The organism is Hydrogenophaga sp., from assembly GCF_965657535.1.
In the GTDB taxonomy this organism is placed as follows: Bacteria; Pseudomonadota; Gammaproteobacteria; order Burkholderiales; family Burkholderiaceae_C; genus Hydrogenophaga.
Genome location: NZ_CBFHOP010000007.1, coordinates 23103 through 36482 on the forward strand (window position 1 = coordinate 23103; position 13380 = coordinate 36482).

At 67.4% G+C, this 13380-nt stretch carries 10 protein-coding genes; 4 read left to right on the top strand and 6 right to left on the bottom strand.

All coding sequences use genetic code 11. From position 1 onward, the window contains the following. Positions 1-191: 191 nt before the first annotated feature. The 6 genes from ACTG4K_RS13190 to ACTG4K_RS13215 all read right to left on the bottom strand — a co-directional run bounded on the left by ACTG4K_RS13190 (position 192) and on the right by ACTG4K_RS13215 (position 7578). Positions 192-2297 (bottom strand): biotin carboxylase N-terminal domain-containing protein, encoded by a 2106-nt coding sequence (locus ACTG4K_RS13190; protein WP_439114674.1) that lies wholly within the window; start codon positions 2295-2297, stop codon positions 192-194. After that, positions 2294-3100 (bottom strand): enoyl-CoA hydratase/isomerase family protein, encoded by an 807-nt coding sequence (locus ACTG4K_RS13195; RefSeq protein ID WP_439114675.1) that lies wholly within the window; start codon positions 3098-3100, stop codon positions 2294-2296. Before ACTG4K_RS13195 ends, ACTG4K_RS13190 begins: the two co-directional genes overlap by 4 nt. A gap of 82 nt (positions 3101-3182) precedes the next feature. Next, the gene (locus ACTG4K_RS13200) at positions 3183-4358 is read right to left on the bottom strand and encodes an acyl-CoA dehydrogenase family protein (protein WP_439114676.1); all 1176 of its coding nucleotides are present in this window, start codon (positions 4356-4358) and stop codon (positions 3183-3185) included. A gap of 34 nt (positions 4359-4392) precedes the next feature. Further along, positions 4393-5997: an acyl-CoA carboxylase subunit beta gene (locus ACTG4K_RS13205; protein WP_439114677.1), complete on the bottom strand. Its 1605-nt coding sequence runs from the start codon at positions 5995-5997 to the stop codon at positions 4393-4395. Then, positions 5990-6901 carry an SDR family oxidoreductase gene (locus tag ACTG4K_RS13210; protein WP_439114678.1) on the bottom strand — a complete coding sequence of 304 codons (912 nt, stop codon included), beginning with the start codon at positions 6899-6901 and terminating at the stop codon, positions 5990-5992. Before ACTG4K_RS13210 ends, ACTG4K_RS13205 begins: the two co-directional genes overlap by 8 nt. Continuing rightward, positions 6898-7578, bottom strand: coding sequence for a TetR/AcrR family transcriptional regulator (locus tag ACTG4K_RS13215; protein WP_439114679.1), 681 nt, complete (start codon positions 7576-7578; stop codon positions 6898-6900). Before ACTG4K_RS13215 ends, ACTG4K_RS13210 begins: the two co-directional genes overlap by 4 nt. Before the next feature lie 252 nt (positions 7579-7830). Between ACTG4K_RS13215 and ACTG4K_RS13220 the strand changes: the two genes are divergently transcribed. Genes ACTG4K_RS13220 through ACTG4K_RS13235 form a run of 4 tightly spaced genes read left to right on the top strand, consistent with a single transcriptional unit; the run spans position 7831 to position 13337 of the window. Then, complete coding sequence (locus tag ACTG4K_RS13220; RefSeq protein WP_439114680.1) at positions 7831-9495, top strand: cation:proton antiporter; 1665 nt, start codon at positions 7831-7833, stop codon at positions 9493-9495. Continuing rightward, positions 9492-10385 carry a universal stress protein gene (locus ACTG4K_RS13225; protein WP_439114681.1) on the top strand — a complete coding sequence of 298 codons (894 nt, stop codon included), beginning with the start codon at positions 9492-9494 and terminating at the stop codon, positions 10383-10385. The genes ACTG4K_RS13220 and ACTG4K_RS13225 overlap by 4 nt, the downstream gene beginning before the upstream one ends. Before the next feature lies 1 nt (position 10386). Next, positions 10387-11754, top strand: coding sequence for an SLC13 family permease (locus ACTG4K_RS13230; RefSeq protein WP_439114682.1), 1368 nt, complete (start codon positions 10387-10389; stop codon positions 11752-11754). Further along, a complete protein-coding gene (locus ACTG4K_RS13235) occupies positions 11751-13337 on the top strand; it encodes a Na/Pi cotransporter family protein (RefSeq protein WP_439114683.1) in 1587 nt (528 codons plus the stop codon). The genes ACTG4K_RS13230 and ACTG4K_RS13235 overlap by 4 nt, the downstream gene beginning before the upstream one ends. Positions 13338-13380 lie beyond the last annotated feature (43 nt).

Below are 13380 nucleotides of genomic sequence, written 5' to 3' on the forward strand. Positions count from 1 at the left end.
GGGCTGTGCGGTGCCTTCCTCCCCCCGCTGGGAAGGGTTGGGGGCTCTACCGGCGCTGCGGCACAAGCCAAGGCGAAGTGTTGTGCGGTGAGCCCATGCTGTCTTGCGCCGGCTCCATGCCAGCCTTTCCCCAGCGTGGGGAGGGGCCAGACACGGCGGCTGGATGGACAACACCTTGAAGGGCAAGCCGTTCAGGCCGCGAAAGTGGCCAGCAACTGGCCGGGTGTGACTTGCTGGCCCACGGCCGCGTTCAGGCTTTCCAGGGTGCCGTCGCGCGGAGCGGCCAAGGTGTGTTCGAGCTTCATGGACTCGATCACCAGCAACGGGGCGCCGCGCACCACGGCGTCGCCCACCTGGGCATGCAGGGCCAGCAGCTTGCCGTTGAACGGCGCGCGCAGTTCGAGCCCGGCGGCGGCACCGCCTGTGGCTGCGCGCGGGGCAAAGCTCAGGTCGTCCAGCCACAGGTCTTGGCTGGCCTGCCCTGCGGGCAAAGAGCCGCCGCTGACCTGCACATGCCAGCGCGGCACGACACCCGCCGGCACCACGGCCACGGCGTGGGCCTGCCAACACACGCCGTCGAGCGTGATGCGCAGGCCGCCGGCGGCACCGGGCTGCACCTGGGCCGCGTGGGTGCGGTCGTCCACGGTCACCTGCAGGCACCCGCCGCCCGTTTCTTGCACGCTGAGCGCCAGCGGCGTGGCACCCACCCGCAGGCGCAGGCTGCGCGGGTAAGGGCTGGGCAGTGCGGCAGCCGGCGCAGCGGCGGTATACAGCATGGCGAGCGCGGCCACCACCTGGGTGGCCGGCGTGCCCTGCAGGGCCGCGCGCACGGCGGCGCCGTGTTCGGCCAGAAAGGGAATGCGTGCAGCGCCCGCACGAAACACCGGGTGCTGCAAGCAACTCGCCAAAAAGGCGCGGTTGGTGGGCAAACCCAGCACCTGGGTGTGCGCCAGCGCGTGGCCCAGGCGGTCAATGGCCTCGGCGCGGGTGGCCGCGTGGGCGATCAGCTTGCCCAGCATGGCGTCGTAAAACGGGGTGACGGTGCTGCCGGTTTCCAGCGCGTGGTCAAACCGCAGGCCAGGGGACGCAGCGGGTGCGCTGAAATGGCGCACGCGGCCGGTGTGGGGCGTGTGGTCGTCGTCTTCGGCGCACAGGCGCACTTCGATGGCGTGGCCTTGCCATCGCACCTGGTCTTGCGTGAGCGGCAGTGGTTCACCGCGGGCAATGCGCAGTTGCCATTCGACCAAATCGAGCCCGGTGAGCATTTCCGTGACGGGGTGTTCGACCTGCAGGCGGGTGTTCATCTCCATCAAGTAAAAAGTAGGCCCCCACGCTCCGCCGCTGCGCGGGTCGCTGCCCCCCACGGGGGCTGTTTCGCCTTGGGGCGGCCCGGCGGCGAAACCCTGCCCTACCCCCTCTCCCGCGTGCGGGAGAGGGCTGGGGTGAGGGTCTTCGTCCAGCAAAAATTCCACCGTGCCCGCGCCCACATAGCCCGCTGCCTGCGCCAGCGCCACGGCGCAGCGGCCCAGCTCGGCGCGCAGCGCGGGCGACACCGCCGGGCTGGGGGCCTCTTCAATGATTTTCTGGTGGCGGCGTTGCACCGAGCAATCCCGTTCACCCAGGTGAATGCAGTGGCCGTGCGCGTCAGCAAACACCTGCACCTCCACATGGCGCGGCTGCAGCAGGGCGCGTTCCATCAGCAGGTCGCCGTTGCCGAAACCGGCCAGGGCTTCCGAGCGGGCGCTGTGCAGCGCGGGCCGCAGCTGGGCCATGCCGTTCACCAGGCGCATGCCGCGCCCGCCGCCGCCAGCCACGGCTTTCACCATGAGCGGAAAGCCCAGGCGCGTGGCCTCGGTCTCAAACACCTCAGGGCTTTGGTCGGCACCGGCGTAACCCGGCAAGCAGGGCACGCCATGGGCCTGCGCCAGGGCTTTGGCGCCCGACTTGCTGCCCAGCGCACGAATGGCGGCGGGCGGTGGCCCGACCCAGATCAGGCCGGCGTCGAGCACGGCCTGGGCAAAGCCGGCGCTTTCGCTCAGAAAGCCGTAGCCGGGGTGCACAGCGTCGGCGCCGCTGGCGTGTGCGGCGGCCAGCAGCGCGTCCACGCGCAAATAAGAATCGGCCGAGCTCAGGCCGCCCAGGGCCACGGCGGTGGTGGCTTCGCGCACATGCAGCGCATCGCGGTCGGCATCGGAATACACCGCCACGGTGGCCATGCCCATGGCGTGGGCGGTGCGGATGATGCGGCGGGCGATTTCGCCGCGGTTGGCAACCAGAAGTTTCTGCAGCCGCTTCATGCGCGGTCCTGGTCGGTTTTGAGCCATGGCGCGGGCTGCTTGCGGGCAAACGCCAGCAGGCCGGCTTCGGCCTCGGGCCCGCGCAGGGCGGCGGCAAAGGCCAGCGCAGCTTCGTCGCGCAGGTCGGGCACGCGGCCGCGCAAGCGCTGCAGCAAGCGCTTGGTGCTGGCCACGGCGCCGGGTGCTGCAGCGTTCAGGCGCTGCAGGGTGTCGTGCAGCGCCACCTCCAGTTCGCCATCGGCGGCCAGGTCGTTCACCAGACCCAGGGCCTGGGCTTCGGCGGCGAGCCAGCGGCGCCCTTGCAGCAGGCACTGGCGTGCTGCGGCATCGCCCAGGCGCATCCACACAAAGGGCGCAATCTGCGCGGGGGGCAGGCCCAGCGTGACCTCGGGTGTGGCAAACACCGAACGCTCGGTGGCGATGACATGGTCGGCACAGCACACCAGGCCGAAGCCGCCGCCCATGGCCGGGCCGTCCACCGCGCACACCAGCAGCTGCGGCAGCTCGGCGAGCGCGTGCAACACGTCGCCAAAGCTGCGGTTCATGGCCAGCAGCGGGTCGGTTTCGCCGAACGGCAAAGGCTGGCCGATGGCGCTGGCGAAACCGCCCAGGCTGCCCCCGGCACAAAACGCACCGGCCGCGCCAGTGAGCACCACCACGCGCAGCGTGTCGTCGTGCTTGGCGCGCAGGCAGGCCTCAAACAGCGCCACCACCATGCCGTCGCTCAGGGCGTTGCGGGTTGCCGGATCGTTCAGCGTCCAGCGCTCCACATCGCCATGCCGCACCACCAGAAAATTGCTCATAGGGATCACCCGTTAGATAGAAGTGCATTCACCAGAGGCGCCGAAGATCCGGCTCTGCCGGTCCAAGGGCGCGGTCCCCCTTTCAGCGGCGCAGGGGTGCCTTCTGTAAACCCATGCTCTTGGCCAAAATGCCGAGCATCACTTCGTCGGCTCCGCCGCCAATGGAGGCCAGGCGCCCGTCGCGGTACATACGCGACACCTTGTTTTCCCAGGTAAAGCCCATGCCACCCCAAAACTGCAGGCAGGTGTCGGGCACCACGCGGTTGAGGCGGCCGGCCTTGAGCTTGGCCATGGTGGCCCATTCGGTCACGTCTTCGCCGGCCACGTAGTGTTCGCAGGCCATGTAGGTGAGCGCTCGCAGGCTCTCCACATCGGCCTTGAGTTCGGCCAGCTTGAACTGCACCCACTGCTGGTCGGCCAGCGTGGCGCCAAACAGCTTGCGCTCGTGCGCCCAGTCCACCGTCCACTGGATGCAGTTGCTCAGGCTCTGCAGCGTGCTGGCGGCGCACCACAGGCGCTCTTCCTGAAACTGCTGCATCTGGTAGATGAAGCCCGCGCCCTCTTGCCCAATGCGGTAGCGCTGCGGCACGCGCACCTCGTCAAAATAAATCAATCCGGTGTCGCTGCTGTTCATGCCGATTTTTTTGATCTTTTTGCCCACGTCAATGCCGGGCAGCAGCTGGCCGTTTTCGCGCATGGGCACCATCACCAGGCTTTTGTTTTTGTGCGCGGGGCCTTCGCTGGTGTTCACCAGCATGCACATCCAGTCGGCTTGCAGGCTGTTGGTGATCCACATTTTTTGCCCGCTGATGACGTAGTCGTCACCGTCTTTTCGGGCAAAGGTTTTGATGCCGGCCACGTCGCTGCCCGCTGCGGGCTCGCTCACGCCAATGCAACCCACCATGTCGCCGGCAATGGCGGGGGCGAGAAACTGGGCGCGCAGTTCATCGCTGCCAAAACGCGCCAGCGCGGGGGTGGCCATGTCGGTCTGCACGCCAATGGCCATGGGCACGCCACCGCAGTCAATGTGGCCCAGCGCCTCGGCCATGGCCAGGCTGTAGCTGTAGTCCAGCCCGGCGCCGCCAAAGGCTTCGGGCTTGGTCAGGCCCAGCAAGCCCAGCTGGCCCAGCCCTTTAAACACCTCGTGTGCCGGGAAGATTTCAGCCGCCTCCCATTCGTCCACATGCGGGTTGATCTCGTCTTCAATGAAGCGCTTGAGCGTGTTCTGTATTTCGCGGTGTTCGTGGGTGAATTGCATGGCTTGTCTCCGGTATTTTTAAAAAAAGAGCGGGTCACATGCGGGCCACGCCAAACTGCATGGGGCGGGGCTGGCGCGTGGCGGCTTCGGCGCAGGTGTCCAGGCAAAAACGCAACACGGCACGGCTGTCGCGCGGGTCGATCACGCCGTCGTCCAGCACCAGGCCGCTGGTGTAGAACGCGTCGGCCTGGCTTTCAAACACGTTCACGATCTGCTCAAACTGCGCCTGCATCTGCACCGGGTCGGGCGTGATGCCTTTGCGCGCCATGCCAGCTTCAGCCACGATCTGCATGGTGCGCGCGGCCTGCTCGCCGCCCATCACCGCCGTGCGTGCGTTGGGCCAGCTGAACAGGAACCGGGGCGCGTAGCCCCGCCCGCACATGCCGTAGTTGCCCGCGCCAAACGACGCCCCGCACTGCAGGGTGATTTGCGGCACGGTGGCGTTGGTCACGGCCTGGATCATCTTGCTGCCGTGCTTGATCATGCCGCCCTGCTCGCTGTCTTTGCCCACCATGTAGCCGGTGGTGTTTTGCAGGTAAACGAGCGGGTGGCCGAGCTGGCACATCCACTGAATGAAGTGCGTGGCCTTGTTGGCGCCGGCCACGTCGATGGGGCCGTTGTTGCTGATGAGACCGACCGCATGGCCGCCAATGCGTGCCTGCACGCACACCGTGGCAGCGCCGTAAAGCGGTTTGAATTCGAGCAGTTCGGAGGCGTCGGTGAGGCGCAGCATGACCTCGCGCATGTCCACCGGCTCGCGGTGGTGGGTAGGCATGAGGGCCAGCAGGTCTTCGGCCGGGAACATGGGTTCGGGGACCGGGGTGAAGGTCTGCGCGTGCGATCCCAACTGCCCCACCACCGCCCGCGCCAAACCCAGCGCCTCCCGGTCGTCCTCCGCCAGATACTCGCCCAGCCCCGACACACCGGTGTGCATTTCGGCACCACCCAGCTCTTCTTCGGTGGCCACCTCGCCGGTGGCGGCCATGAGCAGCGGCGGCCCGGCCAGAAACGCCCGCGAGCGGCCGCGCACCATGACCACCACGTCGCTCAGCCCCGGCATGTAAGCCCCACCGGCCGTGCCCGAGCCGTGCTGCACGGTGATGACCGGCAAACCCGCGGCCGAGTGGCGCGCCAGGTTGCGAAACAGGCCGCCGCCGAGCACGAAGCCCTCGACCTGGTATTTCATGAGGTTGGCGCCCGCGCTTTCCACCAAGTGGATGAAGGGCAGCTTGTTTTCCAACGCCATGTCTTGCACGCGCAAAATCTTTTCCAGCCCACGCGGCTGGATGGCGCCGGCCTCGATGCCCGAGTCGCTGGCCACCACCATGCAGCGCACGCCCGCAATGAAACCGATACCGGCCACCATGCCGCCGCCGGGCACGGACTTGTCGGGGTTGGAGGTGTCTTGCAGATACCCGGCCAACGAGCACAGCGGCAAATACGGCGCCCCGGGGTCGAGCAGCAGCGCCACGCGTTCGCGCGGCAGCAGCTGGCCGCGCTTGTCAAACACCGGTTTCGATTTCGCCGAGGCTTGCGCGGCGCGGTCTTCCAGCGCGCGCAATTGAGCCACGCGGGCCAGCATGGCTTCGCGGCGCTGCTGGGCCTGCGGGCTCTGGGGGTTGAAACTGGACTCAAACATCCTGGAACACCTGGGGTGTGACGCTGCGGTGGAAGCCATCGAAAGGTTTCACCGCGTCACGGGTCTGCACCGCAACGGGCGCGGCCACCTGGCCCCAGCCCATGCGCACCTGCGGGCGCGCGCCGTCCACGCGCAGCACGCTGCCGCTGATGAAACTGGCCGCCGGGCTGAGCAAAAACACAATGGCCGCCGAGGTTTCGGCCTCGTTGCCAAAGCGGCCTGCGGGCACCGTGCTGCGCATCTCGCGCAGCATGGGGCCGGCCTCTGCAGGGTAGTGGTCCATACCGCTGGACGCGATGTAACCCGGTGCCACCGCGTTCACCCGCACGCCGCTGCGCGCCCACTCGACCGCCGCCGTTTCGGTGAAGCTCACCATGCCCGCACGCGCTGCGCCGCTGTGGCCCATGCCCGGCATGGAGCCCCACATGTCGGCCACGATGTTGACTATTGATCCCCCATGCGCCTGCATGCTCTGCACATAACACTCGCGCGCCACCAGAAAGCCGCCAGTGAGGTTGGTGTCAATCACCGCCTGCCAGCCCTTGGCGCTGATGTTTTCCAGCGGAGCGATGTATTGCCCGCCCGCGTTGTTCACCAGCCCATCGATGCGGCCGTGCGCCCCAACGATGGCGGTGACCACGGTGCGCACCGCGTCTTCCTGGCGGATGTCGCAGGCGTGGAAACTCGCGCGACCACCGTCGGCCACGATCTCGCCGGCCGTGTCTTGAAGCTTGGCCAGGTTGCGCCCCATCAGCACCACATGGGCACCCAGGCTGGCCAGTTCGTGTGCGGTGCAGCGGCCAATGCCCGAGCCACCGCCCGTGACCACCACCACCCGGTGCGCCAGCAGGCCGGGTGCAAAAACCGAGCGGTATGCCCCGCCCGCCGAGTCGTTGGTCTTCATTTGGGGTCCTTCAAAAAGAGCAGCAGCGCGGTCTCGGTCAGGTCGTCCAGCGTGGCCTGGCGCGCCGCGTCGTACCACTGCACCGACCAGTTCAGCGCGCCAAAGATCATCAAGCGCGCCAGCCCCGGGTCGCCCTGCAGCTCGCCGCTGGCGTGCAGCGCGTGCAGCACCGGCACCCAGGCCGCTTCGTATTCGGCTTTCAGACCGTTCACCTCAGAACGTTGCGCTTCGCTCAGCGAGCGCCATTCGTAGAGCATGACCGGGATGAAGTCGCTGTCCGGGCCCAGCAACACCTCAAAATGGTTGCGCACCAGCACCCGCAGGCACTCGCGCGAGGTCAAAGGCAGCGGGTCGTCGGCACCGCTTTCGGCGGCTGCGCCCACCGCTTCGGCCTGGCGCTGCAACGCGCTGCGCATGCCTTCTTGCATCACCGCGCCCAGCAGCGCGGCCTTGTTCTCGAAGTGGTAGAACGGCGAGCCCGAGCGCATGCCCGCAGCGGCGGCAATGTCGCGCGTGCTGGTAGCGGCAAAGCCCTGCTGGCGAAACAGGCGCGCGGCGGCGTGCAGCACCGCCTGGCGGCGGTTGCCGTCGTCGCGCTCGTCGGCGGTTTTGCGCGGGCGCCCGCGCGCTCGGCGCTGGGCATCCAGGGCAGGTAATTCGGTGACACCGTGGCTCATGGACAAGCACCATAGCAGCCCGCCCCATTTTCAACAAGCGTTTGCTTTGTATAAATAAAGCCGGTTGTCACGGTGTGGACAAGCGGCCCCAACATTGACCTCGCTCAAAGCACCGACCGACAGCCAGGCAAAAGTATCCCGTGCCCAACATAATCAAAACGAAGGTCAAAAGAAAGGGTGAAAACGGCCTGTCAATGACCTCCATGGAATACCCCTGCCCGACACCGAAACCCAGCGAATAGGATCCCACGTATGCACGGACCCTTTGCCGAATTTGCCATTCTTTTGTTGATCTGCGCCTTGGCCGGCGCCGTGTTTGTGCGGCTGCGCCAGCCGGTGCTGATCGCCTACATCGTGGTCGGTGTGGTGGTGGGTCCGGCGGTGCTGGGCCTGGTCACAGCGCACGACCAGATCGACCTGCTGGCCCAGGTGGGCGTGGCGGTGCTGCTGTTTGCGGTGGGCCTGAAGCTGGATTTGCACCACATCCGCCACATCGGGCCGGTGGCGCTGGCCACCGGACTGGGGCAGCTGGCGTTCACCATCGTGATCGGCTTTGCCATTATTTTGGCGCTGGGCCGGGACGTGATGGACGCCATTTATGTGGCCGTGGCGCTCACCTTTTCCAGCACCATCATCATCGTCAAGCTGCTCTCGGACAAGCGCGAACTGGACAGCCTGCACGGACGCATTGCGGTGGGCTTTTTGATCGTGCAAGACCTGGCCGTGGTGATTGCCATGATGGCCATGAGCGCGCTGCGGGGAGCCGGCGAGGGCGGCGGGGAAACCGCGCTGCTGGACGTGGCGCTGTCGCTGGGCTGGCGGCTGACCCTGGCAGCGGCGGTGATGTATGTGCTGATGCGCTGGCTGCTGCCAGCGGTGGTGGCGTCGATGGCACGCTCGCAAGAGCTGCTGCTGGTGTTTGCCATTGCCTGGGGCGTGGCACTGGCGGCCCTGGGCGAATGGGCCAGTTTCAGCAAAGAGGCGGGCGCCTTCATAGCGGGCTTTTCGCTGGCTTCCACGCCCTACCGCGAAGCCATGAACGCCCGGCTCACCGGCATCCGCGACTTTCTGCTGCTGTTCTTTTTCATCGACCTGGGGGCCAAGCTCGACTTCTCGACGCTGGGCGCCGAGGTGGTGCCAGCCATCGTGCTGTCGGTGTTCGTGCTGATCGGCAACCCGCTGATCGTGATGGCCATCATGGGTTACATGGGCTACCGCAAGCGCACCGGCTTCATGGCCGGGCTCACGGTGGCGCAAATCAGCGAATTTTCCATTGTGTTTGTGGCCATGGGCATCACGCTGGGCCACATCGGCGTGCAGGCGCTGGGCCTCACCACGCTGGTGGGGCTGATCACCATCACCCTGTCGACCTACATGATTCTGTATTCGCAACCGCTGTACGAACGCCTGGCACCGTGGCTCGGCGTGTTTGAGCGCAAAAACCCGTTCAGAGAATTGGCCGCCGAGCAGCAGCCGGCGCTGAGCCACCCGGCCGAGGTGGTCGTGTTTGGCCTGGGCCGCTACGGCAGCCGCCTGCTGGTGCAACTGCGCGCGGCCGGCATTGAAGCTGTGGGCGTGGACTTCGACCCCGAAGCCGTGCGCAAACTGCAGGCACGGGGCTTGCCGGTGTATTTTGGCGACGGCGAAGACGCCGACTTTCTGGAAAGCCTGCCGCTCAAGCACGCCCGATGGGTGATCACGAGCTTTCCGCAATGGGAGTCCAACCGCGCACTGCTGCATGCCTTGCAGACAGCCCGCTACAGTGGTGAGGTGGCAGGCGTGGTGCGCGATGCGGCGCACGGCCGCGCCATGGCCGAAGCGGGCATACAGCGCATCTTCAACCCGTTTGACGATGCGGCCGACCACGCCGCCGAACGCCTGGCCCACGACATTCGCCACAAGGAGCACGCCCCATGAACCCGACGCAGCCAATCCTGGCGGTGACCGATTTTTCGCCTCTGGCCCGCCACGCCGCCGAGCGCGCGGCCCGTCTGGCCCATGAAACCGGCGCACCGCTCACGCTGATGCATGTGCTGTCGGGCGGCGCCCTGCACAGCCTGCGGGAGTGGCTGGGCGCCAGCCACCCGCTGGCCGCCCAGCTGCAGGCCGACGCCCAACAACAGCTCGACCATCTGGCGGCCGATCTGCACGCCGCGCGGCACGTGAGCGCGCACACCGCACTGGCCAGCGGCTCGGTGCTGGACGAGATTGGCCAAAAAGCCGACGAACTGAACGCCGCGCTGCTGGTGTTGGGCGCGCGCGGTGAGGGCTTCTTGCGGCGCCAGGTGCTGGGCTCCACGTCAGAACGGCTGCTGAGCCGCACCACCCGCCCCTTGCTGGTGGTGCGCCAGACGCCGCACACCGCCTACCGGCGCGCGCTGGTGGCGCTGGATTTTTCGCCCTGGTCGCTGCAGGCGCTGGCGGTGGCGCGCCGGGTGGCGCCCCACGCGCACCTGGTGCTGTTCAACGCGTTTCAGGTGCCTTTTGAGGAAAAACTGCACTTTGCCGGGGTGGACGCCAACACCATTGAGCACTACCGCCAACAAGCCCGCACCCAGGCTGTGCAGCAGGTGCATGCGCTGGCTGAGAGCGCTGGGCTCAAGGCCAGCCAGTGGGAGCCTTGCATTGTGGAGGGCGACCCGTCGCAACGGATGGCCCAACAAGAGCTGGCGCTCGACTGCGACCTGGTGGTGCTGGGCAAACACGGCCAGTCGGCCACCGAAGACCTGCTGCTGGGCAGCGTGACCAAGCACATGCTGGCCGAGGGCAGCGCCGACGTCTTGGTGTCCACCGCCCACGCCAGCTGACATGGCACTGCCCATGCCTGCCCCTTGGCTGCGCGCGCTGGCTTGCGGTGCGCTGGCCGCTGCCGTGCACCAGGCCGTGGCCGGGCCCGAGGCCTTGCGCGCCGGGCTGGCCTTGTTCACACTCATCGGCGCGCTGTGGATGACCCAGGCACTGCACCTGACCGTGACCGCCCTGCTGGTGCCGCTGCTGGCGGTGGCCGCCGGGCTCATGGGCATGCGGGAGGCTCTGGCGTCGTTTGCGCACCCCATCATTTTTCTGTTCATGGGCGGCTTTGCGCTGGCCGCCGCCTTGCAGCAGCAAGGTCTGGACCGCGCCCTGGCCCATGCCGTGCTGCGCCTGGCCTCAGGGCAGCGCACACGCGCGGTGGCGCTGCTGTTTGGACTGACCGCCCTGCTCTCCATGTGGATCAGCAACACCGCCACCGCCGCCATGGTGCTGCCCATGGCGCTGGGTCTGCTGCACGACGGCGATGAAAACGAACCCGAAACACCGAGCGCCATCGGCCAGCGCGAGCGCATCTTCGTGCTGCTGGGCGTGGCCTACAGCGCCAGCATTGGCGGCATTGGCACGCTGGTGGGCAGCCCGCCCAACGCCATCGCGGCCGCGCAGGCGGGCATGGGCTTTGCCGACTGGATGCGCCTGGGTTTGCCCATGGTGGCGCTGCTCATGCCGTTGATGTTGGGGGTGCTGTACCTGATGCTGCGTCCGACCCTGGGTGGCCGCATCGAGCTTGCACCGCAGGCCTTTGCATGGACCCCCGCCCGGCGCACCACGCTGCTCATCTTTGTTCTGACGGCAGCGGGCTGGGTCGGCTCCGCACCACTCGGCCAGGCACTCGGCATCTCCGCCGACCTCGACAGCTGGGTTGCCATCGCGGCATTGGTGGCCCTGGTCGCAACCCGTGCCCTGGACTGGAACACCATTGAGCACCAAACGCACTGGGGCGTGCTGCTGCTGTTTGGCGGCGGGCTGGCGCTGAGCCAGGTGATGCAGGTCAGTGGCGCCAGTGCCTTCATGGCGGGTGCGCTGGTGAGCGCGGTACAAGACGCACCGGCGCTGTGGCTGCTGCTGGGGGTGGTGGCCTTTGTGGTGTTTCTCACCGAGCTGGTGAGCAACACCGCCAGCGCCGCGCTGTTGATCCCGATCTTCATGGGTGTGGGGCCCGCCCTGGGCTTGTCGGGTCCGCTGCTGGCTGCGGCCATTGCCGTGGCGGCTTCCTGTGCCTTCATGCTGCCCGTGGCCACACCGCCCAACGCCATGGTGTTTGCCACCAGCCTGGTGCCGCAAGCCACCATGATGCGCTGCGGCCTGGTGCTCAACGTGGTGTGCATTGGCGCCATTGCCTTGGTGGCCGAGGTGGTATTTTGAACAACCTATGGCAATCCAGCAGCCTGCTGGTCGGCGGCCTGGGCCTGTTTCTCATGGGCATGTCCATGATGACCGACGGCCTCAAGCTTGCCGCCGGCCCGGCCTTGCACAACATCTTGAGCAATGCCACCCGCACCCGCTGGCACGCACTGGGTTCGGGCGCCCTCGTCACGGCCATGGTGCAATCGTCCACGGCGGTGGGCGTGGCCGCCATTGGCTTTGTCAACGCGGGCCTGCTGGGGCTGGCCCCGGCGGTGTGGGTGGTGTTTGGCGCCAACGTGGGCACCACGATGACCAGCTGGGTCGTGGCCCTGGTGGGCCTGAAATTCAAAGTGGAAGCGCTGGCGCTGCCGCTGGTGGGCCTGGGCGCGCTGATGCGAATGACCGGCGAACACCAGCGACGCGGCGCGCTGGGCACGGCGCTGGCTGGCTTTGGCTTGCTTTTCATGGGCATCGGGCTGCTGCAACAGGCTTTTGTGGGGCTGGCCGACCAGATCCACCTGCCGCAGGGAACCGACGCCGTTTCGGTGCTGGCCCAGCTGGGCATCGGCCTGATGATGACGGTGCTCATGCAGTCGTCCAGTGCGGCCATGACGATCACCCTGGCGGCCGCCCAGAGCGGGCTGATTGGCCCGCAAGGCGCCGCCGCGGTGGTGATTGGCGCCAACATTGGCAGCGCGGTGACCACCGCCCTGGCCGGCATTGGCGCGACACCCAACGCCCGGCGCACCGCAGCGGCCCATGTGATCTTCAACCTGCTCACGGGCACGGTGGCGCTGATGCTGTTGCCCTGGCTCATGGGTGCCCTCTCCACCGCGCGCGAGGCGCTGGAACTGCCTCCAGACCCCGCCACCAAGCTGGCACTGTTTCACACCACCTTCAACCTGCTGGGCGTGGTGCTCATGTGGCCGCTGGCCGACCACCTCACGCGCTGGCTGCTGCAGCGCTTTCGGGAGCGCGAAGAGGACGAAGCCCAGCCCCGCTTTCTGGACGACAACGTGTTGGCCGTACCCACCCTGGCGCTGGACGCGCTGGAGCGTGAGGTCACCCGCTTCGGCCAGCTGTGTGTGCGCATGGCGCATGCCGCGCTGAGCGGCGCCACCCCGGCTGCGATGGTGAGCGACCAGACCGTCATGACCCAGCTCGACGCCGCCGTGGAGGCTTTTGTTGAACGCATGAGCCGCTCCGCACTGACGGCACAGGGCAGCGAACGGCTGGCCGAGCTGCTGCGCATACAGCGCTATTACGAAACCTGCGCCCGCCAAGCGCTGGCCGCTGCCCCGCTGCAACCACCCGCAGCCGCCAACGCCGTTTTGATGGAGCGCCACCAGGCCTTTGTGGCCGCCACACAGGCACTGCTGAGCGCCCACGACGAACCCACGCCAGCCGATACGGCGCTGGACCCGCAAGCCATGGAGCAACACTACCAGGCGCTGAAGGCGGCGGTGCTGGCTCAGGCCGCTGCGGGCATGGTGCCGCTGGCCGACATGGAAACCTTGCTGGGCCGCTACAGCGCCCTGAGGCGCGCCGTGCAGCAAGCCCTCAAGGCACGCACCCGGTTGCACGCCCAAACCGCCGCATAAGCAACCGGCAAACCGAGGCCGCGCTAGGCGCCAGGCCCGCGAC